Raw genomic sequence first — 25,039 nt, 5'->3', positions numbered from 1 at the left:
GCCGCCGGGTGTCGGCGAGCACCACGGCGCCCAGCGCACCGAGCGCGAGGTCGTCCCACATGAACCAGAAGCGGTCCTGCCCGGGCGTGCCGAACAGGTAGAGCACCAGTTCCGGGGAGACGGTGATCCGGCCGAAGTCCATGGCCACCGTGGTGGCGTACTTGCCCTCCACGCCTGCCAGGTCGTCGATGCCCCGGCTGACCTCGGTGATGCGTTCCTCGGTCTCCAGCGGGGGAACCTCGCTCACGGAGCCCACCATCGTGGTCTTGCCCACGCCGAAGCCGCCCGCGATCAGGATCTTCAGTGCCGTCGGCATGATCGGCTCAGAGCTGGCGGATAGCATCCATCACCCTTTCGATGAGTTCCACGCTCGGTTTGTCCGTCTCCGACGGCGGGGCCTGGACGAGGATCAGCGCGGCGTTGAGCAGGTCCCCGCACAGGATCTTCACCACGCTGACCGGCAGGTCGAGGTGGGCAGCGATCTCGGCGACGGCCACGGCGCGGTCCCGGCAGAGTGCCAGGATCTCGGCCGCCTCCGGCTCCAGCGGCTCATGCCCCGCGTCGTCCGGGGACCGTGTGACGACGAGCGTGATCAGCGCGAAGCTGTGCTGGCTGTGACGGGTGCGCCCGCCGGTGATGGCGTACGGCCGGACGTGACGTCCGGCCTGCCCTTCTTCGAACCACGGCGCTTCAGGCATCCTGGATGTGACCGTGGAAGGAGTTCTGCACGCGCGGCGCGGCACTGAGGTACTTGCCGACCTTCTTGACGAGCGTGCCCATCTCGAACGCCATCATGCCGACGTCCACTTCCTCGGAGGCGATGGCCGCCAGTCGCGCTCCGCGGCCCGCGGCGGTGACGAAGAGGAACGCCCTGTCCATCTGGATGACGGTCTGCTGGACCTCACCCCCGTGAAAATGCCGGGCAGCGCCGCGGGCGAGGCTGTGCATCCCCGATCCGACGGCGGACAGGTGCTCGGCGTCGTCCCTGCCGAGATCCTTCGACTTGCCGATAAGGAGGCCGTCCCCGGACAGCACGATGGCGCAGCGGATCTCCGGGATCTGGTCCACGAGGCTGTCCAGTAGCCAGTCCAGCTGGGGAGCGGCTTGTACCTGCTCAGTCATTGCTGAATGTTCCCTCACAGTTAGTTGGCGCCGTGGTCAGGCGAGTCCGCCTGACCATCGGCACCAGCCGACTTGTCCGTCTCGGTGATCCGCGCCCTCTTCATTCCCTGCTGGATGGCCATCATGGCGCGGGCCGAGTCACCTGGCGAGAGACCACCGGTCTCCTCCTCGTCGCCCCGTGCCTGAGCCTCGGCCTCCGCCTGCGCCGCTTCCTTGCGCAACTGCTGCGCGAGGCTCGCTCCCTTGGTCCGCTGGGGAAGGATGCGAGGGGTCGCCAGGGGCTGGGACGGTTCCTGCGTGCGCTCGTAGGCGGCGGGCTCGTAGGCGGCAGGCTCGTAGGCTGCCGGCTCGTAGGCTGCCGGCTCGTACCCCCCGGGCTCGTACCCCGTCGGTTCGTGGGCAGCCGGCTCCCGATGCCGCGCTTCGGGGTCCGGATGCTCCTGGGGAGGCGTCCAATCCGCCGGCATCGGGGGCTGTGCGGCGGCCGAATGAGCTGACGTGGGCGGCAACAGACCTGCACCTCCGTACTCGGGATACCCGTGCTGATCCACGCGTTGCTGCGGGAGCGCGGCTCCCGCACCGCCACCCGGGACAACGCCGTTCGTGACCGCGTTGAGCACCATCGTGTCGCCGCCCGGCGCACCGGCCGCGGTCGGCCGGGGCGGCTCCAGCCGCTCCGGCTCGTTCGCCGAGGCCGCTGTCTTGAGCTGCTCCAGGAGGGGGGAGTCGTGCTCCTCCAGCAGGGCCGTCGGTACGAGCACGATGGCGAGGGTGCCGCCGTAGACGGACTCGCGCAGCTCCACCTTGATCTTGTGGCGCTCGGCGAGCCGGGCCACCACGAAATGTCCGAGGCGGGGGTCCTCGCCCAGCGACATCATGTCGAGCTTCGGCGGGTGCGCGAGAAGGTGGTTGGCGCGGGCGCGGTGCTCCTCCGGCATCCCGAGGCCGTGGTCCTCGATGTGCAGGGCCAGGCCCCGCGCGACCTTCGTGGCGCTGACGTACACCTGGGTGTCCGGCGGGGAGAAACTCGTGCCGTTCTCGATGAGTTCGGCGAGCAGGTGGGTGACGTCGGCGACGGCCCGACCGGCGAGGGACACCTGCCGGCCCGGGGGCAGGTTCTTCACCTTGACCCGGGTGTACTGCTCCGTCTCCGCCACGGCACTGCGCATCACGTCGGTGATGGAGACGGGGGCGGTCATCCGGCGGGTGGGCGGGGATCCGCCGAGGATGACGAGGTTCTCCGAATGCCGCCGCACACGGGTGGCGAGGTGGTCGACCTTGAAGATGTCCTTGAGCAGGTCCGAGTCCTCGTGCTTGCGCTCGAGGTCGTCCAGCAGGGAGATGAGCCGGTGGATCAGGATCTGCGTGCGGCGGATGAGCTGGGCGAACACCCTTTCCGTGCCCTCGCGGCCACGGGACTGGTGCGCGACGGTCTCCACGGCGGCGAGTGCCAGGTGGTCGATCGCCGCTTCGAGCCGTCCCAGGTCGTCGTCGGGCTGGTCCGCCGGAGGCATGAGTTCGGCGGGGTCGACCCGCTCTCCGCGCTCGAGGCGGGCGAGGAGCTGGGGCAGCCGGGTGCCCGCCAGGTCCTCGGTCTTCCGGTGGAGCCGGGAGAGCCGGTCGGCCAGCGCGCGCCGTGCACGCAGGGCCGGGACCCCGAGGGCGGCCAGGCCGGCCAGCGTGGCGAGGGAACCGAGGATCAGGCCGAGTACGAGGTCGTCGGCCTGGTCCTCAGCGGTCCCGGCCACGTGCGCGAGGGAGTCTGAGTCCAGCGTCTGCAGCCCGTCGACGACGGTGTCGGCGGCCTCCGGCCATTCGGTGGCCGACTTCGGCAGGCCGGTGTCCCGGCCGCCCGCCACGGCGTCCTCGATCGACACCAGCTGCGTCCAGAGCGGCCCTTCGGTGAGCCGTGCGTAGGCGTGGGCCTGACTCGGGGGCATGTCACCGGTGTTCAGGTCGGCGAGCGTCTCGCGCTGGATCGCGAGGTACTGGCCGAACCGGGCGCGGGTCGCGGCGTCCAGGCGGCCCGAGGGCAGAGCGCCGGCGAGCAGCGCGTCCTCGCGGGAGAGCATCTCCGTGAGGCGCACGAGGGACGACGTGGCCGCGGCCGCGTGGGCGACGCTCCCGTCGTCGGTCCGGGTGACCGCGGTGACCAGGGCGGTGGCTTCGCCGATGGTGTCCGTGAAGTAGGTGAAGGCGTCGTCGTCGCCGAGCGTGCGGTCGTCGATCGCCGTACGGCGATCGGACAGCGCGTCCAGCGATTCCTTCAGGCGGCCGGCCCGGGCCTTCGACGACGTGGTGTCCAGCCCCGAGGGCGAGGTCCGGCGGTACTCCTGTACGGCGACGTCGGTTCGCCCGCGAGCGCTGTCCAGGGCGGTACGAGCGGCGCTGGTATGGGCGGCCTGCCATGCGGCGGTGAGGCGGCGCTCGTCCTGGAGCCGGGACAGCACGTCGTGCGCGGGCTGCCCCGCGGAGGTGACGCGCTCCGTCTCGTCACGCAGCTGAATCTGCTCGTCCACGAGTCCGGTCGCCGTGTAACCCCACACACCGGTGAGGAGCACCGCCGGAACGGCAAGGGACAGGGCGAACGGCAGTCGAACGGACTTGCGCGGGGCGGACCTGTGACTGGTCCGCTGGTCGCGGGTGCCTGGCATCTGATTCCTCGTACGACAGCGAAACACTGATGGTAGTTAGGGACCGTCCCGAAAAAATGCTCAAGTACCCCTTGCGCGTGTCACCTTGACAAATGATCAGCCGGAGTCGGCGGGCCGTTGAACCGTACCAGGATCATGGCGCACCGTCACACGTGAGCTCGGGTGGTGAAACACAACGTGCTCAGACCGGTCACAACAGGGCGAGCAGCTTGGGGGTGTAAAGGGCGCTGACGGTCTCAATTCCGGCGACCATGTCGAAATAGATGGCGGTCAGGTCCTCGTCCCTCTCCACCGCCCGCAGAAGGGAGAGCCGCTGCTCGTGCGGAGCCAGTTGCGCCACCGCGAGCGTGGACTCGTAACCCGGTACGAGGGCGGCGTCCCGGTCGTCGGCGTAGTCCCGGAGCGCTCGGTCGAGCCGGACCGGGTCGCCGCCGAGCAGGTCGCCCACGCGCCGCACCAGGGCTTCCGCCTGGAGGAACGCATCGCTGATCCCGCGGGCGGTGATGGAGTCCTTGTGGTGTCCGGCGTCGCCCACCAGCACCCAGCCGGGGCCGGTGGCCTGGCGGAAGAAGTTCCGCTGGTCGCCCGTGCCGCGCAGTCGCTCGATGCGGCGCTTGCCGTCGAGCCTGTCGAAGAGCGCGGGAGCGGTGGCGCGTATCTGTCCCAGGTAGGCGCTGCGGGCGTCGGTGCGGACTTCCTCGAACCGGGACTGCGGGAAGTAGGTCAGGACGAGCGTGGCACCGTCGTTGGTGGGGACGGCGGCGACCCAGCTCTGCGGATTCTCGTACAGCTCGAGGGTGGCCGGAACGTCCTGCCAGTACCCGTAGTAGGCGCAGGTCAGCCGGGAGTCCTGCACGGTGTAGCGCGCGCGGCTGAGCCGGGCGACCGTGGAGCGCATGCCGTCGGCGCCGATCACGAGGCGGGCCCGCTCCGTGAAGGTGCGGCCGCCGTGCCTGCCCTCCACACCGACGACGCGCCCGGTGTCGTCGTGCAGCAGGCGGGTCACGGAGCACCGGTCGCGGAGTTCGGCACCGGCGGCGACGGCCGCGTCCACCAGGATCGCGTCGAGGACATGGCGGCGCGGGGCGTAGCCGGCGCGCTGGCCCTCCACGCCCCGGGCGCAACCCTCCAGGCGGATGTCCGCCACCTCGTAGACCGCGTGGTCCAGGGGCGGGCAGCCGGAGGCCCGGACGGTCTCCAGCAGGCCCCAGCGGGCGAGTGCCGCGACGCCCGGCTGGTGGATGAGGTGGGTGGAGAGGGTGTCGGAGGGGAAGGACGCCCGGTCGAGCACGAGGACCCGGTAGCCCGCGCGCGCGAGCAGCATGGCAGTGGGAGCTCCGGCGCAACGCGCGCCTACCACGATGGCGTCGAACATGTGCATGCCTCACAGACATCGGTGCCGGGTGGGAGCCGCGAGACCGCCTCGGGGGCGGACTCGGGCGACAGCTCCGGACGGGGGACGGAAGGCGCCCTCTCGTGAGCGGACGGGGGCGGACGGGACGGCCGTGGGGTCAGTGACCGCGCCCGAGTTCGGCGAGCAGGGCGTTCCGGTCGATCTTGCCGTTCGCGTTGAGCGGCAGTTGCCCGAGGACGGTGATCCGGCTCGGCACCATGTACGGCGGCAGCCGGTCGCCCAGTCCTGCGTACAGCCGCTGGGGAACGCAGTCGTCGCCGCTGACCGCGGCCTTGAGCTCCGGCTCGCCGTCGGGGGCCGGGACGGCGAGCACGACCGCGTCGCGCACACCGGGCTGCTCCCTCAGCATCGCCTCGATCTCGCCTAGTTCGATCCGGTGGCCGCGGATCTTGACCTGGTGGTCCGTCCGCCCCAGGTGGACGAGGTGCCCGTCCTGCACGGTGGCACGGTCCCCGGTGCGGTACCAGTGGCGGTCGGGCGGCGGCGCGGCCGCGCTGTCGTGCGGGCCGGCTTCACCGCCGTCCCGCACGGCTCCGCTCTTCTCGAAGGGCACGAACCGGCCGGTGTTGTTCGCCGGTTCCAGGTAGCCGGGGAACCGCTGCGGACCGCGGATGCACAGCTCACCGGTGTCGGCGGGCCGGCCGTTCTCGTCCAGCAGCAGGAGGTCGAGCGACGGGTGGCAGGTCCCGATGGGCACGGTCCCGTTGGGTGTGGCGGGCCAGTCCGCCGGGTCGCGGGGCAGCCGGAAAGCGGTGCAGGAGACGGTGAGTTCGGTCGGTCCGTAGAGCACCTCCAGCGTGCTCCCGGGCGCCGCCGCCTGCCACTCCTCTGCCGCCGCGCGGTGCAGCGGCTCACCGCCGAACACACTCCAGCGCAGGGTCGGCATGCTGCCGGGCCTGAGTGTGCCCAGCCGTGAGGCGAAGGTGATCAGTGACGGCACGGAGAACCAGTGCGTGAGCCGCTGGGCGTTGACCGTCTTCACCGGTGACATGAGCTGGCTGCGCTGCTGCACCACGAGCGTGCCGCCGGATGCCCAGGCGACGAACAGGTCGTGCACGGAACCGTCGAAGGTGAGGTCGAACGTCTGCGAGAGCCGGCTGCCCGGCCCCACGTCGTAGCGGGTGGTCAGGTGGCCGAGGTAGGCGGAGAGGTTGCGGTGCAGGATCGGCACTCCCTTGGGCGTGCCCGTCGATCCGGAGGTGAAGATGAGGTAGGCGACGTCGTCCGGGTCGGACTCCCGGTGTGAGCACTCGGGCGGCGGCCCCGCCCTCAGGGCGTCCAGCTCCTCGGCGCCCACGACGAGCAGGGGGATCCCGGGGTCGGCGGACTCGGCCCCGGAGGCGTCGGCCACGGCCAGGTCGAGGCCCGCGGCCTTGACGATGTCGGCGGTGCGGGCCCGGGGGTGCTCGGGGTTGAGGGGCACGACGGCCGCGCCGGTCCGCAGGATGGCGAGATAGCCGGCGTACGCCGTCACGGAGCGGCCGGCCAGCAGCCCCACGCGCCGGGGCGCGTCGCCGCCGTTGGCCGCGACCAGCCGGGCCGCGAGCCGTTCCGCGAGATCGCGCAGGTCGGCGTAGGTCAGGCGTTCCTCTCCCACCTCCAGCGCGACGCAGTCATGGCCGAATGCGGCGGCCGAGCGGGCGAACCACTCGTACGCGGTCTGGGGAGTGCTCATGAGGCGGCCGCCTCCAGGGCGTGGATCCACGAGCGCAGCGCGCCCACCGTGCGCAGCCGGGCGAAGTCCTCCGGATCGACGTCGCGGCCCGTCCTCTTCGACAGTTCGACGATGAGCCGCAGCTTCGCCAGCGAGTCGATGCCGATGTCGGCGAGCGCCGAGTCGTCGTCGAAGGGAACGCGGGCGTGCTCGCGCAGCACCCATGTGGCGAGGTCCTCGTCGCTCTCCTCCCGCTCCTCGCCGAACCAGTACCGCTTGGTCTGCCACGGGTAGCGGGGCAGCGGGACGAAGCGCCCCTCCTTCCCGAACACCTCGTCCCAGTCCACCGGCAGGCCGTCGCGGTAGCCGGCCGCGGCCGCGGCCAGACTCTCGGGGACCTCGTCCGGCCGGCTTTCCCCTTCAGACCGGCCGAGCGCGGCCGCCATCTCCTCGTGGGACGCCCCGATGACGGCCCGTCGGTGTTCGTGATGCCGGCGGCGGGTGGCCGCGCTGTAGCAGATGTCGCGAAGGGGATGGGCGGCGCCCTGGCCGCCCGGGCCGAGGTAGGCGGCGTAGGCGCGGGTCAGGTCGTCGAGTGCGGCGGGTGTACGGGCGGACAGCGCCAGCACGTACGGCGTGCCGTCGGCGGCCGCGGCGGGGTCGGCCGGGCGGGGGTCGGCCTGCCGGATCACCACGTGGGCGTTGAGGGCGGAGGAGCCCTGGCCGGAGATCCCCGCGATGGCCGGGCGGCCGAGGTCGGGCAGGTCGTGGAGCTTCTGCGGTATCAGCAGCGGCAGTTCGTCCCAGGCCACCGCGGGGTTCGCGGTGGTGAGGTGCAGGCTGGGCGGGACCTGGCCGTGCTCCAGGCAGAGCACGGCCTTGATCAGTCCGGCCATGCCGCCGGCGGCTTCCGCGTGGCCGATGTTGGTCTTGACGGAGCCGACGAGCAGGGGCCGGTCGGCGGGCCGGCCCTCTCCCAGCACCTCGCCGAGCGCGCTGATCTCCAGCGGGTCCAGTGCGGGTGAGCCGGCCCCGTGCGCCTCGACGTAGTCGACGTCGGCCGGGTTCACGCCGGCATCCTCGTACGCCCACCGGAGCGTCTCGACCTGGCCCGTCCGGGACGGGGTCAGCAGCGAGTCGCCCGTGCGGCCGTCGTTGCCGATGGCGCTGCCCTGGATGACGGCGCGGATACGGTCGCCGTCGGCCAGCGCGTCGGCCAGGGGCTTGAGCACGACGACGGCCACCGCGTCGCTCGGGGCGTGGCCGTCGGCGCTCGCGTCGCCGAACTTGCTGCGGCCGTCGGCCGCGAGGGCGCCGGCCTGCGTCATCATCACGCTCTCGTCGGGGCGCAGGGCCAGGTTCACCCCGGCGGCGATGGCCAGAGGGCTCTCTCGCGCGCGCAGGCTCTGTACGGCGCTGTGCACGGCGGCCAGAGAGGAGGAGCACGCCGTGTCCACCACGACGCTGGGGCCGCGCAGGTCGAGGACGTAGGACAGGCGGGCGGGCAGGAGCGAGCGGTAGTTGTTGAACTGCGACGGCGTCGCCGCCTCCAGGCCCTGACGGAACCTCATCTCCAGGTAGTCGGAACGGGCGTTGCCCACGAACACGCCGGTGCGGCTGCCGGCCAGTTCGTCGGGCCGCCGGCCGGCGTCCTCAAGGGCGTCCCAGGCCGTCATCAGCAGCAGCCGTTGCTGCGGGTCGAGTTCCACCGCCTCGGTGGCGGACATGTCGAAGAATTCCGCGTCGAAATCGGCTGCTTGATCGACGTAACCGGCGCGGCGGCTGCCGATCCTGCCCGGTTCGGGGCGCGTCGAGTAGAGGGCGTCGACGTCGTAGCGTTCAGGTGGAGTCTCGCTCGTGACGTCCACCCCGTCACGCAGCAGTTCCCACAGCTCGTCGGTCCCCGACGCGCCGGGGAGCCGACAGGCCATGCCTATCACCGCCACCGACCGTGCGTCCACGTCCGACCTGTTCATCAGAACACTCCTTCGATGCTTCCCGATGTCGTTGTGGGAGGGGGCTGTTCACGTCGTTCCGGGGGCTCCCGGAGGCGGCGGACGCTTCCGCGCGTCCGCGCAAAAGGTCCGGGATCCGGGCGCTGCGGCCGGGTCGCACGGGGAAGCGACCCTGACATCGTGATGTCGGGCCTGCGGGCACCGGTGTCAGCCTGTCGCGGTGGCTCACGGACAGGCGCAACTGCCGCCCGGGGGCGGCGAGGACCGCGCCGAGCACGCGGCCGTGGAGTGTTCCTTGGCATCATGCAGGGCATGACCGACCGGGCGCGCACGCCCACGCCAGGGGCGGAAGTGAGCCCGCAGCCCGAACCGCACTTGACCCACCGCGCTGTTCCCCTCCCTGCGATCACCCGATACGCCGACCGCATGCCTACCCACCGCATGATTGTCATATGTCAAACCGCTTCGGCTCGTTCCGGTTCGCGGATTGGCGGGAAGTGATCGTACGAGTGTGGAACCTTATCCGGTTTGGGCGGAAATCACGGTTGGGCCTGGCCATGGAGGCCGCAGCGACCAGCGGGATTGAACGTGCGGGGCGACCGTCCCGGTGTCTCGAGCGAGGCAGAAATGATTCCGGTGCGTCGATGCGAAGGGCCGGAATCTGGTTACATCTGGCGCATGGATCCCCTGACATCTGATCAGAACGGTCGCGCGGCGGAACAGCGCAAGCTCCGGCTGCAGGTTCTCGGCCTCAACAGCGTTGAGGCGGAAGCGACGTTCGACCGTGTGGCCCGACTTGCCGCCACCTTCACCCAGGCCCCCCTCGCCATGGTCAACTTCATCAACGACGAGCGGCAGATGTTCCGTGGCATGTACGTCCCGCCGTCCTCCGCCGACGACCACACGGCCGGCGAGGGCCGCGGCATCGTCTTCGACCTCAGCGACATTGCCCGTGAAGCACCCAGTGACTACGGCTTCTGCCCCCACGTGGTGGCCCAGGGGTCCCAACTGGCCCTGGACGACGTGTTCGACTACCCGCGGTTCCGCGGCAATGCCCTGGTCAACGACATGGGAGTGCGCTCCTATCTCGGCACCCCGCTGCGCGACCACACCGGCATGATCCTCGGCACCGTGTGCGTGGCCGACGTGGTGGCCCGCACCTGGGACCGGAACCTCAAGGAGGGCATGCAGGAGCTCACCGAGACCCTGCTGTCCGAGTTCAGGCTGCGCGACAGTCTGCTGGCCCAACAGCAGGAGCTGTTCGCCGTGTTCGACGGCGCGCCCTTCCCGATCATGCTCACCGAGGGCCCGGAACACCTGCTGCGCTACGCCAACGGCAAGCAGGGCGCGGCCTTCGGCATGGTTCCCCAGTTCAGCCCGGGACGGCACGTGCTGACCGGACTGGACGCCGTCGGCGTCTTCAACGCGATGGACGAGGCCTTCCACACCGGCCGGACCACCACGCTCCCCCACGCGTCCATCACCACCTACGACTCCCGCGCGGCCCAGGACTTCAGCTTCCTGTGCACTCCGGTGCGCACGTCGCCCCAGGCGCCGGTCAGTGGGGTCCTGACGGTGGCCATGAACGCCCAGCAGCCGTACCCCGGCGCCGAGCAGCAGGTGTTCGCCGCCAACGTCCAGGAACGGTTCGAGCAGCTCGGCGCGGCCGGCTTCGGCGGTCCCATCCCCGGGCAGCAGGGTGGAGGCGGCCACTACCCCCGGTGAACCCCGGGTCTCGCGCACAGGTTCCCGGTCTCGTTCCCACGGCCGGGAACGGGTGCCCGCGTCCGCGTACGCACGGGCGTCAGGGCCGCCGGGCGTGGGCGCAGGGCGTGCAACCGAAGGCGCGACGGAAGACTTCGATGAACGCGCTGGTGGAGGACCACCCGCAGCGGTGGGCGACCGTGGTCACCGGCACGTCGTCGGCCGGCATGCGCAGGGCGTGGTAGAGGCGCAGCCGGGTGCGCCATTGCGGGAACGTCATGCCGAGTTCGCGGCGGAAGAGCCGGGTGAGGGTGCGCTCGCCGGCTCCCACCGCGACTCCCAGGGCGGACAGGGTGCGCGGGTCCGCCGGGTCGTCGTGCAGGAGGTCGCAGACGGCCGCGAGGCGGGGGTCGGCGGGAGAGGGCAGCTGGACGGGCTGCTGGGGCGAGGCGCGCAGCTGGTCGAGGCCGACCGCGCGCAAACGCCGGCGCTCGGGGCTGTCGACCTGGGGGCCGCGGGTCCAGGCGAGGATCAGTTCCCGCAGCAGCGGGCTGACGCTCAGCACACCGGGCGTGTGCAGACCGAGCGGATCGGTACGGGCGGGCAGTCCCAGCAGATGCAACTCCAGGCGCCCGTACGCGCGGTGGGCGTGGACGCAGCCGGCGGGACCCAGATGGCGCGAGTGCCGGGGGCGAACCACGTTCCGGCATCGGTGGTGACCGCCACGACTCCGGTGCCCGCGTAGACGATCTGGTGGTTGTCGTGGCGGGAGGGCGCGAACGACTGGCGGTCCTTCATCCGGCTGTCCGGTGCCGTCGTGTACCGCTCGGTCGTCTTCGCCGGGCTGAGCACGTTCATCGCTGTGTACGTGCGCGAGCGCACATCGGGCGGTGAACTCGCCGGTACCGCAGCGCTGTTCCTGCTGTATCCCGGAGGTGCGGCGGGTACCGTGACCGGCGGGAAGCTCGCCACCCGGTTCAGCCGCGTCACGGTCGTGCGCTGGTCGTACGCCCTGACGGCGCCGGCCGTCGCCGGCGTCGTCCTCGTCCCCGGACCTCTCGGCGCTCTCCTCCTGCGCCCTCTGCGCGAGCCCGCGGTCCCCGAGGCCGCGACTGTGTCCCGCCTTCGGCTTCCGCGCCCATGACCTGCGCGTATGGCGGTCCGTGACCGTTCGAGGTGCGCGGCCGACGGTCCGCTGTTTCGCTGGTCCGGCCCGCTCTTCCCGTTCACAAAGGAGTGATCATGAGCGCAGCAGACAAGTCCCGTGGCAATGAGCAGCAACTGCGTCGACAGGCCCGCGAGATCGAGCAGGCCGCCGAGCGCGCGACCGACCCGCAGGAGCGCCAGCGCCTGCAGGACAAGGCGCGCCGACTGCGCGAGCAGGCCGGCGGGCGCGAGGAACGGCCGCCGAGGGACCTCGATCCCCTGATGTGAGCCTGTCACGGGCCTGCCTGCGGCGGCCTGCGCGTGTCCCCGGATGCGTGTGAGAAGGCCGCCGCGGCAACGAGCAGGGGCCGGGTGCCGTTTCGGCGGCGTCCGGCCCCTGTCGCCGTCGAGGCGGCGCGTCCTGTCGGCGGGCACCCGAGCACCACGACGCAGTCCGGACGGCACGCGCCACTGAGCGGACGCCCATGACGGGTCCCGGTCGCCCTGTTCCCCGCGGACCTCCACGAACGCAGCCGAGGGGTCGGCCGCGGTCAGCGCTGATAGAGGCCGACGAGGGTGCCGCTCGCCAGCGCCTGCTGGTCCACCGCCGCGTGCACGTCGCCGGCGGTCGCGTCGCCGGGCAGGGACACCGGACCGGGGAGCGCGTAGATCCGGAAGAAGTACCGGTGGGCCTTGTCACCGGCGGGCGGCCGAGGCCCGCCCCAGCCGGGCTCGCCCCAGCCGGTCGACCGCTCCTGCCCGCCGGGTGGCGTCTGTCCGGCCTCGACGCCCTCGCTCGTGGGGTCGATGCCCGTCACCAGCCAGTGCACGAAGGTCCCGGAGGGCGCGTCGGGGTCCTCGCACAACAGCAGCAGTTCGGCGGTGCCGTCCGGCACCCCCGACCATGACAGGTCGGGCGAGACGTCGTCACCGTCCTTCGCGCAGCGGCGCGGGATGTACGCACCGTCGTCGAAGGCGGCACTCCTGAGTTCGATTCCAGCCATGGAAGCGTCGTACCCGGTCGCCGCGCGGCTCTGCGGGACGGGCACCGATATGCACGCGACTGGCGCAGCGACGGCCTGGGGCACGTGCGTGGCCGTTCGCCCCGGGACCGCGATCCCGGACGACGCCGTCGTCCTGACCTGCGGAGGGTTGCGCGCGGGAGCAGTGGACATCCGCGCGCTGTGCCGCCGGCTCCTGTCGTGAGGAACGTGGCTCCACCCCAACTACCCGTCGGTACAGGCCTGTCGGTACGCTCGACCCACGATTTGAACCTGTTCAAAGGGGGAGCAAGGTCATGCCCGAATCAACAGTGCCCGACCGAACCGACACACCCGCCGTCGCCCTGGGCCCCACGTCACTGGTCCTCGGCGCCTTCTCCGCCGTCGGCATATGGGGGCTCGCGTTCGCCACGTTTCCCTTTGCGATCATCGCCGGAGGCCTCGCCGTCACCCTCGGCGCGGCGGGCATCCACTACGCCGCCCGCCACGGCATCGGCCGCCTGTGGACTGCCGTCGCAGGAACAGCCCTCGGCGCCATCGGACTCGCGGGCGCCCTCGGCCTCGTGTGGTCACTCGGCGCCTAGGGCGGCGATCTCCTGCCCATGCCCGGCCCGAGTGGGCGCGATCGCGGCCCCCTTTCGGGTGGCACGGCGCGCACCTCGTGATGGCCCCGAAGGGCCGTGGAAGGGATTCCCGCTGGGCGTCGGCCCAGGCCTCCGTGCCCCGTCCGCATCACAGGACGGCACGGCCGGCCCAGGTCACCGGGCGCAGACGATTGGAAGGAGAGCCCCAAGTGGGACACGGCGGCAACGTGATCAACGAACTGACGCAGGATCACCGCGAAGTGGATTCGCTGTTCGCTCAGATCCAGGCCCACACAGCAGCCGATCAGCACCGACGTGATCTGGTGGACCAGTTGACCATCGAACTCGTCCGCCATGCGATCGCCGAGGAGCAGCACCTGTACCCGACGGTGCGCCGCTACGTCGACGACGGGGACGACATGGCGGACAAGGAGATCGCCGATCACGCCGAGGTCGAGCGTTTGCTGAAGGAGCTGGAAGGGTGCGAGCCGGGTGACGAACGGTTCGACATGCTGCTCGCTCGCGTGCGGTCGGCGGTCGCCGAACACGTCAAGGACGAGGAGGAGCGGCTCTTCCCCCTGCTGGAGGAGGTCTGCTCGGCTCAGGCCCTCGACGAGCTGGGCCAGCGGGTGCGCTCGGCGAAGGAGAAGGCACCGACCCGCCCGCACCCCTCCGCCCCGGACACCCCGCCGGCCGACAAGATCCTCGCTCCGGGTGTCGGGATGGTCGACCGGGTGCGCGACATGCTGGCCGGCCGCGGCACCGGGCGCTGACAGATCCCAGGGGTGGCCGGCGCACGTCTCCCGGCCACCCCTGCCGTGTCGTCAGGCCGTGTCACCGCCCTCCTGCTCCTCGTCGTCGCGCTCGCCCTCCGCCTGGGAGGGCGTCGTCCGGGGGACGTCCTTCCCGTGCTCCTGCTGGATCTCGCCGCTCTCGTCGGTTCCCTCTGCCTGAGAGGGGGTCTGCTCGGTCATGGTTCTCTCCTTGGCCCGCCCGCGAACAGGCGCATGCGCCCGCACGACGTCACGACGGCTTCAGCGGATCGTGCCCGATGCTCATCAGACTCCGGCGCCAATCGGCACCGCCCGCCTTCGGATCCAGGTCCGGCGGCCGCTGGGACCGGACAATGTCGCAGACCCGCTGCATGACCTGCACGTCGTCCTCGGTGAGGTCGGTGCGGCGCTTGCCCAGGACGTCAAGGACCTGTCGCCCCGTCGGGCGGCCGCTCTTGTCGGGCAGCTCCTCGGTCTGCTCGCCCGCGGCATCGACGCTCAACCACTCCCGCAGCTCGCGGGATGTCATGTTGACGACCCTGTGGAACTCGTCCCACAGTTCCGTGCTCACCTGTGGTGATACCGCCACAGCACGCCTCCTCGCTGCGCAGGTGCGTACGAACGCGTGCCGGGTTCCCGGCGGCCCCACCGAGAAACCACCCGGGGCCGTCACGGTGCCCCTTCACGACGACGTCTCCAGGAGCCGGATCCGTTTCTCCACGCGGGCGGGGACCCTGTGCCGGCGTGCCAGCGCCGCGGGCAGCCGTCGCGCGGTGTCGGCCAGCGCCCTGCGGGCCTGCGGGTCGTTCCGGGCGTCGAGCGCCAGCTCTGCGGACTGGACGACGGCCTGTCGCAGCGGCCGGCGCAGCCACGCCGTGAGCAGGGCGTTGCACCGCATCCGCGCCACCCGGCCGGGGCGGGGCAGCCCGTCGGGATCGTGCCGGGCGACCACGTCGGGGCAGTGCGCGACGCCCCAGCCGCGCGCTTCGAGATCGATCGCGAGCAGTTGCTCCTCGCCGCCGACTCCGAGCAGCGGATGGAACCCGCCCACCTGCAGGAACGCCGCCCGCCGCACCACGGCCGCACACGCGAGGAAGCCGAGCACCGAGCGCCCCGGCAGGTCCGGTTCCCGGCCCAGCGGCGAGTTGCTCATCGCGGCGTTCAGCGGGTCGGGGTGGCGCTCGGGCCCGACGAGGGTCGCGGCGGACAGCAGCCCCAGCCGGGGATGCGCGTCGAAGAGGTCCGCGGCCCGGTCGAGGGCGCCGGGCTCCCACCACGAGTCGTCGTCGCTGAACGCGACGTACGGGGTGCCGAGGGACGCGGCCCCGTGCGTACGCCCGGCGGCGGCCAGATTGCGGCCGGGCGTCAGGAGGCACACGCCGGGGTGCCGGGCGCGTACCGCGTCGGCGGTGCCGTCCGTGGAGCCGTTGTCCACCACGGCGACCGGTGGCCGCTCGGGAAGCCGGGCCAGCCGGTCCAGGGTGCGGAGCAGGCTCGTGCAACGGTTACGGGTGATCACGACGATGCCGACCCGTGGGCGGTCCGCCCGGTCCGCCGGCGACGGCCCGCTCCCTCGCTCCTCAGCCCCCACCACCATCACCCCTTCGTCGGCCCGGCCGATTCCGTTTCGCCGCCATGGGTACCTCCTCAGAGGCCGCGCCAATCAGCGGACGCGCAGGGAACGCCCGTTTCCGGGACGCCACAAGACGGTGAAACGGACAGCAGCAAGGAGTGACCGCCGGTATGAGCTCCCCCGACGAATTGCCCGTCCTGCGAACGCTCGAGGAACTGACCGGCCTCGTCGAGCGGCGCGGGAGCATGTACGTGCGCTGGTCGCGCGGCCCCGCGGCCGATCTGGAATCGCTGTCCAGTACCGACGATCTCACGGGAGTACCACTGCCGGGACTGTCCGCGAATTCCCTCGACGTCGAGCCGTGGTGGGACAACCGCCCGGTGAGGGTGTGGGTGGCCCGACGCCTGTACGACTATGCGCATCTGCCGCGCGACAAAGGGCCCGGCGTCCATCCGTGGGCGCTGCGGGGCCAGGAGTCCGGCCGTGGTCCCGACAACGAGCCGCTGGTCCAGGACATCGAGCCGGTCGGCTGGATCGACGCACGCGTGATCGAGGAGGCGGCCGAGGAAGTCGCCCGGCAGGAAGGCGGCTGGGGCCCTTTGCGGCGCGAAGGCCGCTAGGGAGCGCGCTGGGGAGCGTCTGTCACTGTCACGGAATTCAGGGGGATGTTCGGTCCCGGAAAGCGGGGGTACCCGTCGCCGCATGAACGTGAACCCCATCGAAATGCAGAAAGCCCTCGGCGGGGTGAGCTATCCCGCCAGCAAGAGGGAAATCGTCGAAACGGCGAAGAGTCACGGCGCCAGCAAGGAAATCAAGCAGGCGTTGTCGTCCCTGCCGGAAAAGGAGTACGACTCTCCAGCAGCCGTCAACAAGGAAGTCAGCAAGGGATCCTGACCCGGCCCCTCGGCGCCTGACCGTGCAATGCCGCCTCAGGCGGTCGGCGCGGAATGCGGCTCCAGCCGGTCCAGGAGCTGGACCCGGTGGAGTGCGGCTATGGGCGCGAGCAGGTCCGGGTGACGCAACAGTGCGGCGGCTCGGCGGTCTCGTTCATCGGGCGTGACCAGACGACGGAACTCGACCGGCGAGCCGTTGGCGTGTTCGCATCCGGCGAGTGCGGCCACGGCCGCCGCGGCCAGTCGGGGCGTGCTGAGCAGGCAGGCCGCCCAGCTCGCCACCACTTCGTCCACCCAGGTACGCCACGCGTGCTCGCGTGCGGCATCGTCCGACAGGTCGACGTCCTCCACGCCGTCGGCGCCCGTGATCCAGTCCAGCCGCCCCGAGCCACCGGGCCCGGCCACCGTGACGAGCGCGGCGTCCATCGGCGTCGGATAGCGCAGCCAGGCTGCGACCGTGACGGCCTGGCGCGCCTGGGTCTCCGCGAGAGCGGTGTCCAGCGCGCCGCCGTCCGACGGGTAGGCGCGGGTCAGCCACTGGGCTGTCGCCGCGATGAGCGGGGAGAGAACTGCGAGCACTGGCCGGGCCGTCCGAATCCATGGAGACATGGGGAGAGTGCGGCCAAACGCTACCTTTCGGGGTTCTGTCCGCACATGGCCCACGTCACGGCCGGAACGTGGCGTCCGACACATCGAAGGTCACAGCGAGGAGCGACGACATGGCACGCGGTCAGGACGTGATCGCAGAACTGATCACCGACCACAGGGAAGTCGAGGAACTGTTCACCAACATCGAGGAGCTGCCGTCCGGTGACAGCGGACGGAAGCGGTACGCGGACCAGGTGACCATGGAGCTGGTCCGGCATTCGGTCGCGGAGGAGGCGTATCTGTACCCCGCGGTCCGCAAGCACGTTCCCGGCGGTGCGGAGCTCGCCGACCGCGAGCTGGCGGACCATGCCGCAGCCGAGCGGGTCATGAAGGACCTGGAGAGCTGCGAGGCGGACGACCCGCAGTTCGACATGCTGATGGCGACGCTGATGTCGGAGATCAGGACGCATGTCACGGACGAGGAGACCAAGCTCTTCCCCCGGCTGCGCGAAGCGTGCCCCGCGGAGATGCTGAGCGATCTGGGCGACAAGGTCCGGCAGGCCAAGAAGTCGGCTCCGACCCGCCCTCACCCCCACGCACCCGACAAGCCGCCGGCCAACAAGCTGCTCGCCCCCGGCGTCGGGCTCGTGGACCGGATGCGCGACGCGCTCTCCGGCCGGGGCGAGCACACCTGAGACACACCGGCGCCTGCCCACGGCGGCGGGCGTCGCGAGGGCCCCGGGCGGCGGGCGCGCGTTACGGGCCCGCCGCCACGGGCACCCGTATCGAGTCACCTCGACAGATCCACTGCCGGTCCGCCACCGGGCACGGCGCGCAAGGAGGAACGCGACATGACGACCGCACGAGAGATCATGACGGGCGGTGCCGAGTGCATCGGCGCCGAGGAGACGGTGCTGCTGGCCGCTCAGAAGATGAAGGAGCTGGGAGTCGGGGCGCTGCCGATCTGCGGCACCGACAACAAGCTCAAGGGCATGCTCACCGACCGCGACATCGTGGTGAAGGTTCTCGGCGCCGGGAAGGATCCCGCCCAGTGCAAGGCCGGGGAGCTGGCCCAGGGTGAGGTCGTGACCATCAGCGCGGACGCCGACGCCGACGAGATCCTGCACACCATGAGCCGGCACAAGGTGCGCCGTCTGCCGGTGCTGGAGGGGCACCAGCTGGTCGGCATGGTCGCTCAGGCCGATGTCGCGCGCAGCCTGCCCGATCCGCAGGTCGGTGACCTGGTCGAGGCGCTGTCCACCGACTAGCCGCCCGGTTCCGGGCGATCCGGCCGGATGGCGGAGGAAGGAATACCGATGCGCTTCCGGGACCACCGGCACGGGGGTCAGGAACTGGCCCTCAGACTCCTTGAGTGGTTAGCCGACTGTGTCACCTGCCCCGACGGCGCCCCGGCATCCTGTCGGGGCAGCGCGACGGCTGACACGGAAGGGATACGGGGTCAGACGAGGTCCGGTCCGTTCTTTCGCGTCTCGGCCGCCCGGCCCCCCGCGCCCAGCAGCCCCTTCCCCGCCGGCAGCCCCTCTGCCGCGACCCGGTGCACCGGGGCGCCGGAGAACCTGCCGATGCCCGCGGTAAGCACCGGCCGGGCGAACCGCACGCCCCTGAGCCACGGCTGCACGTACACGGACGGTCTCCGGCGCTCGACGCCCCGTACGAGACGTTCGGCGGACGGCCCGGCGTCGTAGGTCCGGGAGGCGGGCCAGGGCAGCCACGTGCGCAGTTCCCACAGCGGGGTGGGAGGCGGCGCCTCCTCGTGGATCATCTCCGTGTCCGTCCAGCTGAGGTACGCGACCCCCACGCCCACACCGCGGTGGGCGACCTCGGCCCGCAGCGTGTGCGCGAACGCCTCGGCTCCGGCCTTGGAGGCGCAGTAGGCCGACATCATCGGAGCCGGCCCGAGGGCCGCGAGAGACGAGATCTGGAGGTAGTAGCCCTTGGTGGCGATCAGGTCCGGCAGGAAGGCCCGTGCCGTGTTGGCGCTGCCGACCAGGTTGACCTCGACGACGCGCCGCCAGGCCGCCGGCGACGTGTCCTCGAAGGGGCCGGCCGCGGCGACACCGGCGTTGGCGATCACCGCCGAGGGCGGCCCGAGCCGCTCCCGTACGAGTTCGGCGGTGAGCGACATCGCCGCGTCGTCCCCGACGTCGGCCGGCCAGTGGTGCGCCCGCTCTCCCAGCTGGGCCGAGAGAAGGGCCAGCCGGTCCGGTTCGAGGCCGATGAGGGCCAGGCGGGCGCCGCGCCGGGCCAGTGCGCGCGCCATGGCCTCCCCGAGGCCCCGCGCCGCGCCGGTGACGACGACGGTCCGGCCTTCGAGGGGTGAGTGCCGATGCATGTCGCCTGCCTCCTCGAGTGGGTGCGGGCGCGCCGGAGCTGCCGTCCGGCCTCCACCGTAACGACCGCATGCCGCCGTGGCGCGGGCGGCGAGTGCGGCGAGTGCGGCGAGTGCGGCGAGCCGACTGTGAACAGGCCACGGCGGCGGCACCGGCCTAGGCTGAAACAGGTGTGGCCGTGACCGGACGCGACGAGTTCCTGGAGGGCTCATGGCGGTACGACACCAGCTGATCCACCGGACTCCCGAACAGGTCTGGGCCGTGCTGGCCGACGGCGACCGCTACGGGGACTGGGTGGTCGGACCGTCCCAGTCGTCGGAGCAGGACGGCAACTGGCCCGACGAGGGCGCCTGCATCGCGTACACCGTGAAGCTGGGGCCGTGGCAGGCAAAGGGCCGTACCGTCGTGCGGTACTGCGAACCGCCCGAGCGCCTCGAACTCGAGGCGTACAGCGGACCTCTCGGCACCGCGAGAATCGCGATCGAGGTCAGGCCCTGGGGCGAGGACACCCTCGTGATCCTCGACGAGCACCCGTTGCGCGGGACGGGCGGACGGCTCCACAACGCGGCGTTCGACGCGCTCCAGCAGTTGCGGCACCGCAGCATGCTCCGGCGGTTCGCCGAGGCGGTCGAGCAGTCCGTGCCCGCGGGCGCGCACTGAGCCGGGCCCTGACCAGGGAGGCGCAGCCATGCCGGACGCCGTGGTGATCGGCGCGGGACCCAACGGGCTGGTCGCGGCGAACGTGCTCGCCGACGCGGGCTGGAGCGTGGAGGTGCTGGAGGCCCAGCCGCAGCCCGGCGGTGCCGTCCGCAGCGACCGCGGCGTCATGCCCGGCTACGTCCACGACATGTTCAGTGCCTTCTATCCGCTGGCGGCCGCCTCCCCCGTACTCGCGGCCCTCGATCTCGGGCGGGAGGGTCTTCGCTGGTCGCACGCGCCGAGCGTGCTCGCCCATCCCCTGCCCGACGGCCGCTGTGCCGTTCTGGAACGCGCCCCCGCGGACACCGCGCGGTCTCTCGACGCCTTCGCCGCCGGAGACGGGGAGGCGTGGACGAGGCTGTGCGGGGTGTGGCAGCGGCTCGGCTCCGACATCGTCGACGCACTGTTCACGCCGTTCCCGCCGGTACGGGCGGCGGCCCGGCTCGGTCTGCGGGTACGGGCGGCGGGCGGGCTGCGGCTGGCGAGGATGATGACGCTGCCCGTGCGGCGGCTGGGTGAGGAGGAGTTCGCCGGGGAAGGCGGCCGGCTGCTCCTCGCCGGCAACGCACTGCACGCGGATCTCGCCCCGGAAGCGGCGGGCAGCGGCGGCTTCGGCTGGCTCTTGTCCATGCTCGGCCAGCACGTCGGCTTCCCGGTGCCCGTGGGCGGTGCCTCGGCCCTGCCCGAGGCGCTGGTGGCCCGGCTCCGTCGGCGCGGCGGCACGGTGCGCTGCGGGGAGGAGGTCGTCGAGGTGGTCGTACGCGAGGGGCGGGCCGTCGCCGTACGGACGGCCGGCGCCGAGACCGTACCGGCGAGGCATGCGGTGCTCGCGGACGTCTCGGCTCCCGCGCTGTACGGCCGGCTGGTCGACGACCGGCATCTGCCGTCGCAACTGCTGGCGGGGCTGCGCCGGTTCCAGTGGGACTTCGCCACGTTCAAGGTGGACTGGGCCCTCGACCGGCCGGTGCCGTGGACCGCCCGCGAAGCCGCGTCGGCGGGGACGGTGCATCTTGCCGACGGCGTCGACGGCTTGACACGGTTCGCCGCCCAGCTGGCCGTGGGACACGTGCCCGACCAGCCCTTCGTCCTCTTCGGCCAGATGACCACGGCGGACGCCGGACGCTCCCCGCCGGGTACGGAGTCGGCCTGGGCGTACACGCACGTCCCGCACGGTGTCCGCGGTGACGCGGGCGACGCGGGCATCACGGGTGCGTGGGCCCGCCGGGACCGGGAGGCCATGGCCGACCGCGTGGAGGCGCAGGTGGAGCGCTACGCGCCGGGCTTCCGCGCAACGATCCGGGCGCGCCGCGTCCTGGCGCCGCCGACGCTGGAGGCGCTGGACGCCAACCTGCACGGCGGTGCCATCAACGGTGGGACGGCCGCCGTGCACCAGCAGCTCGTGTTCCGGCCCGTCCCGGGCACCGGACGCCCCGAGACACCGGTGAGGAACCTGTATCTCGCCTCCGCCTCGGCCCACCCCGGCGGCGGCGTGCACGGCGCACCGGGCGCCAACGCCGCCCGTGCCGCACTGCGCACGTGGTCGCCGCACGGGCTGCTCAGCCGTGCGCAGCGCTCGCTCGACCTCCGCGGCCGCCGGGGTACCTGACGCGCCGTATGCCGTTCCGTTTCACGGGCGGGCGCGGTGGTACCCGCAGCGCGTCAGCCGCGGACGCCGCGCGCAGTGCCGGGGAAGACACCGGGAAAACGCCCACACGAAGCCGTGAGAGAGGAGCCGACGTGGCCACCAAGGTCTCCGACTACATCCTGCAGCGCCTGCGCGCCTGGGAGGTGACCCACGTCTTCGCGTATGCCGGTGACGGCATCAACGGACTGCTCGCCGCCTGGGGACGCGCGGACGACCATCCCAGGTTCATCCAGTCGCGCCACGAGGAGATGTCCGCCCTCCAGGCCGTCGGGTACGCGAAGTTCTCCGGCAAGGTGGGCGTGTGCGCGGCGACTTCAGGGCCCGGTGCCATCCATCTGCTCAACGGGCTCTACGACGCGAAGCTCGACCACGTGCCGCTCGTCGCGATCGTCGGGCAGACCAACCGCAGCGCCATGGGCGGCTCCTACCAGCAGGAGGTGGACCTCGCCGCGCTGTACAAGGACGTCGCGTCCGACTTCTGCGAGACGGTCACCGTTCCCGAGCAGTTGCCCCATGTGATCGACCGGGCCGTGCGCACCGCGTATGCCCGGCGCACCGTGACCGCGGTCATCGTCCCGGCGGACGTCCAGGAGCTCGAACACACCCCGCCGCAGCACGCCTTCAAGATGGTCCCCTCCAGCCTGGGCATCGGTCGCTACGCGCCCGTGCCGGCGGACGAGGACCTCGAACGGGCCGCCGAGGTGCTCAACTCCGGTGAGAGGGTGGCCGTTCTGATCGGTCAGGGCGCACGCGGGGCACGCGCCGAGGTGGAGCGGCTGGCGGACGTGCTGGGGGCGGGGGTCGCCAAGGCGCTGCTGGGCAAGGACGCGTTGTCCGACGATCTGCCCTACGTCACCGGTTCGATCGGGCTGCTCGGCACGCGCCCGTCGTACGAGCTGATGCGGTCCTGCGACACCCTGCTGATGATCGGCTCCAGCTTCCCGTACACGCAGTTCCTGCCGGAGCTGGACCAGGCCCGCGGGGTGCAGATCGACATCGATCCGCACATGATCGGGCTGCGCTACCCGTTCGAGGTGAACCTCGTCGGTGACGCGCGGGAGACGCTGCGGCGGCTGCTGCCCCGCCTGCACCGCAAGGAGAGCCGCGCCTGGCGGGACGAGATCGAAATGAACGTCGCCCGCTGGTGGGAGGTCATGCAGCGCAGGGCGGCGGTCGACGCGGACCCGATCAACCCCGAGTACGTGGTGCACGCCCTGGACGGGCTGCTGCCCGACGACGTGGTCGTCACCGCGGACTCCGGTTCGGCCGCCACCTGGTACGCGCGCCATCTGCGTCTGCGCGGCCGGATGCGCGGCTCCCTGTCCGGCACGCTGGCCACCATGGGCCCGGGTGTGCCGTACGCGATCGGCGCGAAGTTCGCCCACCCGGACCGCCCGGCGATCGCGCTGGTCGGCGACGGGGCGATGCAGATGAACGGCATGATGGAGATGGTCACGGCTGCCAAGTACCGGCACGAGTGGTCCGACCCTCGGCTCGTCGTGGCCGTCCTCAACAACCAGGATCTCAACCAGGTCACCTGGGAGATGCGGGCGATGTCCGGGGCGCCACAGTTCGAGGAGTCCCAGCACATCCCCGATCTGCCCTACGCCGAGATCGCGCGGCGCATCGGCCTCGACGGCGTACGGGTCGAGAAGCCGAAGGAGGTCGAAGCGGCGTGGCAGCAGGCCCTCGCCGCCGACCGGCCCTTCGTCATCGACTTCCTGACGGACCCGGCCGTTCCGCCCCTGCCGCCGCATGCCTCGCTCGACCAGATCCAGGCCACGGCGGCGGCGATCCGGCACGGCGACAGCGACCGGGCGTCCGTGCTCCGGCAGGGGTTCAAGGCGAAGGTGCAGGAACTTCTGCCGGGCACCCGGCACCGCGGCGACCGGCCCGGCGCCGAGGGGGGCCGGGGCCGGTGAGGCCGAGTCACGGCCGGAGCCGGTGAGCACACCGGACTCCGGCCGTCTTCCGCACCCGGGGGCCGTCTTCCGTACACCGGGCTCCGGCCGTCCCGGGCCGGGCCGGGCCGGCTCCGTCGGCCGGTTCAGTCGGCGTTGGGCTCGCGGTCGCCCTTGGGGCCGCGGCCGCGCTCGGTCCGCGGACCACGGCTGCGCCACTGCGGGTCGTCCTGGAGTGAGGCGTTGGCTTCCTCGCCGGCCCGCTTGTCGGGGACGCCCTCGCTCTCGGCGTCCTTGCGCTTCCTGGCGCGCCGTGTGTCGTACTTCTTGCTTCCGGGCTCGGGCATGCTGATCACCTCCAGGGCACACGGGTTCCCCGCACGGCACGGTCGACACACGGGACCGGCCGCGCACCCCCGGGCGCGGTCACATGGCGGCCCCGGTCGCCTCGTCGCCTGTCGGCGGTCCGGTGACGGACACCTGGGCGGGGCGCAGGAGCCGGTCGCCGACGCGATAGCCGTGGCGCAGCACCGCCGTGCAGACGGGTCGGGCGACGGCGTCGGACGGTGTGTACGTGAGCGCTTCGTGTGCCGTGGGGTCGAAGGGCTCCCCCGGTTCGCCGACCGACTGGAGGCCCAGCGCGGCCAGCCGGTTCCCGAGGACGCGCGCGACGGCTTCCGTCCCCGGGTCGTGCTCCCGCGCGCGTGCCTCGTCGGCGGCGTCGAGCACCGGCAGCAGGCCCGTGAGGACGTTGACCACGGCGATCTCCCGTACCGCCAGCCGGTCGCGCCGCACCCGCTTGCGGTAGTTGTCGTACTCCGCCTTCACCCGCTGGAGATCGGCGGTCAGTTCCGCGAGCCGGGCCCGCAGCTGCTCGGCCTCCGTCCGGGGGTCGCCGCTCCCGGTGTTCCGCGGAGGCTCCCGGTTCATCCGGCGTCTCCCTTCGCCTCGTCGTCGACGATCTCCGCGTCGACGACGTCCTCCTCCTCGGGACCCGCCTTGGTTCCGGACGGGCCGCCGCCGGCGGTGCCGCCACCGCCGCCGTCGGTCTGGGCCTGCGCGTAGAGCGCGCTGCCGATTTTCTGGGCGGCGGCGGTGGCCTTCTCGGTGGCCGAGCGGATCGCCGCGGTGTCCTCGCCCTTGAGCGCTTCCTTGACGTCGCCCAGGGCCGCCTCCGTCTCGGACCGCACGTCCTCGGGAATCTTGTCGCGGTTGTCCTTCAGGAGCTTCTCGGTCTGATAGACGAGACTCTCGGCCTGGTTCCGGGTCTCGGCGGCCTCCTTGCGGCGGCGGTCCTCGTCCGCGTGCTGCTCGGCGTCGCGCATCATGCGGTCGATGTCCTGCTTGGGCAGGGCGGAGCCGCCGGTGACGGTCATCTTCTG

27 protein-coding genes and 2 pseudogenes are annotated in these 25,039 nt (G+C 71.9%); 12 read left to right on the top strand and 17 right to left on the bottom strand.

The features are described from left to right. The 7 genes from HW130_RS33585 to HW130_RS33555 form a co-directional block, all read right to left on the bottom strand. Positions 1–343: ATP/GTP-binding protein (locus tag HW130_RS33585; protein WP_177153564.1), on the bottom strand; the 343-nt coding region annotated here is incomplete at its 3' end. Further along, the gene (locus tag HW130_RS33580) at positions 324–698 is read right to left on the bottom strand and encodes a DUF742 domain-containing protein (protein WP_177153563.1); all 375 of its coding nucleotides are present in this window, start codon (positions 696–698) and stop codon (positions 324–326) included. The genes HW130_RS33585 and HW130_RS33580, both read right to left, overlap by 20 nt. Continuing rightward, the gene (locus tag HW130_RS33575) at positions 691–1,122 is read right to left on the bottom strand and encodes a roadblock/LC7 domain-containing protein (protein WP_177153562.1); all 432 of its coding nucleotides are present in this window, start codon (positions 1,120–1,122) and stop codon (positions 691–693) included. The genes HW130_RS33580 and HW130_RS33575 overlap by 8 nt, the downstream gene beginning before the upstream one ends. A gap of 20 nt (positions 1,123–1,142) precedes the next feature. Then, positions 1,143–3,776, bottom strand: a complete 2,634-nt coding sequence (locus HW130_RS33570) for a nitrate- and nitrite sensing domain-containing protein (protein ID WP_177153561.1) — start codon at positions 3,774–3,776, stop codon at positions 1,143–1,145. A 190-nt stretch (positions 3,777–3,966) separates the two neighbouring features. Next, the gene (locus HW130_RS33565) at positions 3,967–5,151 is read right to left on the bottom strand and encodes an NAD(P)/FAD-dependent oxidoreductase (RefSeq protein ID WP_177153560.1); all 1,185 of its coding nucleotides are present in this window, start codon (positions 5,149–5,151) and stop codon (positions 3,967–3,969) included. Between the two features lie 136 nt (positions 5,152–5,287). After that, positions 5,288–6,865, bottom strand: a complete 1,578-nt coding sequence (locus HW130_RS33560) for an amino acid adenylation domain-containing protein (RefSeq protein WP_177153559.1) — start codon at positions 6,863–6,865, stop codon at positions 5,288–5,290. Next, entirely contained in the window at positions 6,862–8,820 is a 1,959-nt protein-coding gene (locus tag HW130_RS33555) for a beta-ketoacyl synthase N-terminal-like domain-containing protein (protein WP_177153558.1), read from the bottom strand. Before HW130_RS33555 ends, HW130_RS33560 begins: the two co-directional genes overlap by 4 nt. A 657-nt stretch (positions 8,821–9,477) precedes the next feature. Between HW130_RS33555 and HW130_RS33550 the strand changes: the two genes are divergently transcribed. Continuing rightward, entirely contained in the window at positions 9,478–10,524 is a 1,047-nt protein-coding gene (locus tag HW130_RS33550) for a GAF domain-containing protein (protein ID WP_177153557.1), read from the top strand. Between the two features lie 79 nt (positions 10,525–10,603). Here HW130_RS33550 and HW130_RS33545 read toward each other — a convergent pair. After that, positions 10,604–11,301 (bottom strand): annotated as a pseudogene (locus HW130_RS33545) (helix-turn-helix transcriptional regulator). Between HW130_RS33545 and HW130_RS33540 the strand changes: the two are divergent. Further along, positions 11,276–11,560, top strand: a pseudogene (locus HW130_RS33540) (MFS transporter); the annotation flags it as partial. The pseudogenes HW130_RS33545 and HW130_RS33540 overlap by 26 nt on opposite strands. Before the next feature lie 185 nt (positions 11,561–11,745). Beyond that, positions 11,746–11,937, top strand: coding sequence for a DUF6381 family protein (locus HW130_RS33535; RefSeq protein ID WP_177153556.1), 192 nt, complete (start codon positions 11,746–11,748; stop codon positions 11,935–11,937). A 263-nt stretch (positions 11,938–12,200) separates the two neighbouring features. On the opposite strand, the gene HW130_RS33530 is transcribed toward HW130_RS33535, so the two are convergent. Next, positions 12,201–12,653 (bottom strand): YbhB/YbcL family Raf kinase inhibitor-like protein, encoded by a 453-nt coding sequence (locus HW130_RS33530; protein ID WP_177153555.1) that lies wholly within the window; start codon positions 12,651–12,653, stop codon positions 12,201–12,203. A 293-nt stretch (positions 12,654–12,946) separates the two neighbouring features. On the opposite strand from HW130_RS33530, the gene HW130_RS33525 reads away from it, so the two are divergent. Together HW130_RS33525 and HW130_RS33520 are read left to right on the top strand one after the other, a co-directional pair. Further along, positions 12,947–13,234: a hypothetical protein gene (locus HW130_RS33525; RefSeq protein ID WP_177153554.1), complete on the top strand. Its 288-nt coding sequence runs from the start codon at positions 12,947–12,949 to the stop codon at positions 13,232–13,234. Between the two features lie 209 nt (positions 13,235–13,443). Next, positions 13,444–14,007, top strand: a complete 564-nt coding sequence (locus tag HW130_RS33520; protein WP_177153553.1) for a hemerythrin domain-containing protein — start codon at positions 13,444–13,446, stop codon at positions 14,005–14,007. 51 nt (positions 14,008–14,058) lie between these two features. On the opposite strand, the gene HW130_RS33515 is transcribed toward HW130_RS33520, so the two are convergent. The 3 genes from HW130_RS33515 to HW130_RS33505 form a co-directional block, all read right to left on the bottom strand. Continuing rightward, positions 14,059–14,208: a hypothetical protein gene (locus tag HW130_RS33515; protein ID WP_177153552.1), complete on the bottom strand. Its 150-nt coding sequence runs from the start codon at positions 14,206–14,208 to the stop codon at positions 14,059–14,061. A gap of 49 nt (positions 14,209–14,257) precedes the next feature. Next, complete coding sequence (locus HW130_RS33510) at positions 14,258–14,596, bottom strand: DUF3140 domain-containing protein (protein WP_177153551.1); 339 nt, start codon at positions 14,594–14,596, stop codon at positions 14,258–14,260. Positions 14,597–14,689: 93 nt separating this feature from the next. Beyond that, positions 14,690–15,598 carry a glycosyltransferase gene (locus HW130_RS33505; RefSeq protein ID WP_309140653.1) on the bottom strand — a complete coding sequence of 303 codons (909 nt, stop codon included), beginning with the start codon at positions 15,596–15,598 and terminating at the stop codon, positions 14,690–14,692. A gap of 152 nt (positions 15,599–15,750) precedes the next feature. Between HW130_RS33505 and HW130_RS33500 the strand changes: the two genes are divergently transcribed. After that, positions 15,751–16,200: a DUF6098 family protein gene (locus HW130_RS33500; RefSeq protein WP_177153549.1), complete on the top strand. Its 450-nt coding sequence runs from the start codon at positions 15,751–15,753 to the stop codon at positions 16,198–16,200. An 82-nt stretch (positions 16,201–16,282) separates the two neighbouring features. Continuing rightward, positions 16,283–16,474 carry a DUF2795 domain-containing protein gene (locus HW130_RS33495; RefSeq protein WP_177153548.1) on the top strand — a complete coding sequence of 64 codons (192 nt, stop codon included), beginning with the start codon at positions 16,283–16,285 and terminating at the stop codon, positions 16,472–16,474. 35 nt (positions 16,475–16,509) lie between these two features. Here HW130_RS33495 and HW130_RS33490 read toward each other — a convergent pair whose 3' ends face one another. Next, positions 16,510–17,082: a hypothetical protein gene (locus HW130_RS33490; protein WP_218184269.1), complete on the bottom strand. Its 573-nt coding sequence runs from the start codon at positions 17,080–17,082 to the stop codon at positions 16,510–16,512. A gap of 110 nt (positions 17,083–17,192) precedes the next feature. On the opposite strand from HW130_RS33490, the gene HW130_RS33485 reads away from it, so the two are divergent. Together HW130_RS33485 and HW130_RS33480 are read left to right on the top strand one after the other, a co-directional pair. Then, positions 17,193–17,756 carry a hemerythrin domain-containing protein gene (locus tag HW130_RS33485; protein ID WP_177153547.1) on the top strand — a complete coding sequence of 188 codons (564 nt, stop codon included), beginning with the start codon at positions 17,193–17,195 and terminating at the stop codon, positions 17,754–17,756. A gap of 156 nt (positions 17,757–17,912) precedes the next feature. Beyond that, a complete protein-coding gene (locus tag HW130_RS33480) occupies positions 17,913–18,329 on the top strand; it encodes a CBS domain-containing protein (protein WP_177153546.1) in 417 nt (138 codons plus the stop codon). Positions 18,330–18,520: 191 nt separating this feature from the next. On the opposite strand, the gene HW130_RS33475 is transcribed toward HW130_RS33480, so the two are convergent. Continuing rightward, on the bottom strand, positions 18,521–19,414 hold the full coding sequence (locus tag HW130_RS33475) for an SDR family oxidoreductase (protein WP_177153545.1): 894 nt from the start codon (positions 19,412–19,414) through the stop codon (positions 18,521–18,523). Between the two features lie 208 nt (positions 19,415–19,622). Between HW130_RS33475 and HW130_RS33470 the strand changes: the two genes are divergently transcribed. The 3 genes from HW130_RS33470 (at position 19,623) to HW130_RS33460 (ending at position 23,678) form a co-directional block, all read left to right on the top strand. Then, positions 19,623–20,072 (top strand): SRPBCC family protein, encoded by a 450-nt coding sequence (locus tag HW130_RS33470; protein ID WP_177153544.1) that lies wholly within the window; start codon positions 19,623–19,625, stop codon positions 20,070–20,072. A gap of 28 nt (positions 20,073–20,100) precedes the next feature. Next, the gene (locus HW130_RS33465; protein WP_177153543.1) at positions 20,101–21,717 is read left to right on the top strand and encodes an NAD(P)/FAD-dependent oxidoreductase; all 1,617 of its coding nucleotides are present in this window, start codon (positions 20,101–20,103) and stop codon (positions 21,715–21,717) included. Positions 21,718–21,848: 131 nt separating this feature from the next. Next, positions 21,849–23,678 (top strand): thiamine pyrophosphate-requiring protein, encoded by a 1,830-nt coding sequence (locus tag HW130_RS33460; protein WP_309140652.1) that lies wholly within the window; start codon positions 21,849–21,851, stop codon positions 23,676–23,678. Between the two features lie 125 nt (positions 23,679–23,803). Here HW130_RS33460 and HW130_RS33455 read toward each other — a convergent pair whose 3' ends face one another. The 3 genes from HW130_RS33455 to HW130_RS33445 form a co-directional block, all read right to left on the bottom strand. Beyond that, positions 23,804–24,004 (bottom strand): hypothetical protein, encoded by a 201-nt coding sequence (locus tag HW130_RS33455; protein WP_177153541.1) that lies wholly within the window; start codon positions 24,002–24,004, stop codon positions 23,804–23,806. 79 nt (positions 24,005–24,083) lie between these two features. Then, complete coding sequence (gene grpE / locus HW130_RS33450) at positions 24,084–24,587, bottom strand: nucleotide exchange factor GrpE (protein WP_177153540.1); 504 nt, start codon at positions 24,585–24,587, stop codon at positions 24,084–24,086. Next, positions 24,584–25,039: Hsp70 family protein (locus HW130_RS33445; protein WP_177153539.1), on the bottom strand; the 456-nt coding region annotated here is incomplete at its 5' end. The genes grpE and HW130_RS33445, both read right to left, overlap by 4 nt.

Origin of the sequence: Streptomyces sp. PKU-EA00015 (assembly GCF_013387495.1) — a bacterium.
Classification (GTDB): Bacteria; Actinomycetota; Actinomycetes; order Streptomycetales; family Streptomycetaceae; genus Streptomyces.
This window is presented reverse-complemented; position numbering and strand designations above follow the sequence as displayed.

Bases quoted from the DNA above. Each gene is read 5' to 3' on its own strand.
- HW130_RS33455 (WP_177153541.1), bottom strand. From the start codon at position 24,004: ATGCCCGAGCCCGGAAGCAAGAAGTACGACACACGGCGCGCCAGGAAG.
- HW130_RS33535 (WP_177153556.1), top strand. From the start codon at position 11,746: ATGAGCGCAGCAGACAAGTCCCGTGGCAATGAGCAGCAACTGCGTCGA.
- grpE (WP_177153540.1), bottom strand. From the start codon at position 24,587: ATGAACCGGGAGCCTCCGCGGAACACCGGGAGCGGCGACCCCCGGACG.
- HW130_RS33570 (WP_177153561.1), bottom strand. From the start codon at position 3,776: ATGCCAGGCACCCGCGACCAGCGGACCAGTCACAGGTCCGCCCCGCGC.
- HW130_RS33525 (WP_177153554.1), top strand. From the start codon at position 12,947: ATGCCCGAATCAACAGTGCCCGACCGAACCGACACACCCGCCGTCGCC.
- HW130_RS33580 (WP_177153563.1), bottom strand. From the start codon at position 698: ATGCCTGAAGCGCCGTGGTTCGAAGAAGGGCAGGCCGGACGTCACGTC.
- HW130_RS33530 (WP_177153555.1), bottom strand. From the start codon at position 12,653: ATGGCTGGAATCGAACTCAGGAGTGCCGCCTTCGACGACGGTGCGTAC.
- HW130_RS33575 (WP_177153562.1), bottom strand. From the start codon at position 1,122: ATGACTGAGCAGGTACAAGCCGCTCCCCAGCTGGACTGGCTACTGGAC.
- HW130_RS33470 (WP_177153544.1), top strand. From the start codon at position 19,623: ATGGCGGTACGACACCAGCTGATCCACCGGACTCCCGAACAGGTCTGG.
- HW130_RS33515 (WP_177153552.1), bottom strand. From the start codon at position 14,208: ATGACCGAGCAGACCCCCTCTCAGGCAGAGGGAACCGACGAGAGCGGC.
- HW130_RS33490 (WP_218184269.1), bottom strand. From the start codon at position 17,082: ATGTCTCCATGGATTCGGACGGCCCGGCCAGTGCTCGCAGTTCTCTCC.
- HW130_RS33465 (WP_177153543.1), top strand. From the start codon at position 20,101: ATGCCGGACGCCGTGGTGATCGGCGCGGGACCCAACGGGCTGGTCGCG.
- HW130_RS33550 (WP_177153557.1), top strand. From the start codon at position 9,478: ATGGATCCCCTGACATCTGATCAGAACGGTCGCGCGGCGGAACAGCGC.
- HW130_RS33485 (WP_177153547.1), top strand. From the start codon at position 17,193: ATGGCACGCGGTCAGGACGTGATCGCAGAACTGATCACCGACCACAGG.
- HW130_RS33475 (WP_177153545.1), bottom strand. From the start codon at position 19,414: ATGCATCGGCACTCACCCCTCGAAGGCCGGACCGTCGTCGTCACCGGC.
- HW130_RS33565 (WP_177153560.1), bottom strand. From the start codon at position 5,151: ATGTTCGACGCCATCGTGGTAGGCGCGCGTTGCGCCGGAGCTCCCACT.
- HW130_RS33560 (WP_177153559.1), bottom strand. From the start codon at position 6,865: ATGAGCACTCCCCAGACCGCGTACGAGTGGTTCGCCCGCTCGGCCGCC.
- HW130_RS33555 (WP_177153558.1), bottom strand. From the start codon at position 8,820: ATGAACAGGTCGGACGTGGACGCACGGTCGGTGGCGGTGATAGGCATG.
- HW130_RS33500 (WP_177153549.1), top strand. From the start codon at position 15,751: ATGAGCTCCCCCGACGAATTGCCCGTCCTGCGAACGCTCGAGGAACTG.
- HW130_RS33480 (WP_177153546.1), top strand. From the start codon at position 17,913: ATGACGACCGCACGAGAGATCATGACGGGCGGTGCCGAGTGCATCGGC.
- HW130_RS33495 (WP_177153548.1), top strand. From the start codon at position 16,283: ATGAACGTGAACCCCATCGAAATGCAGAAAGCCCTCGGCGGGGTGAGC.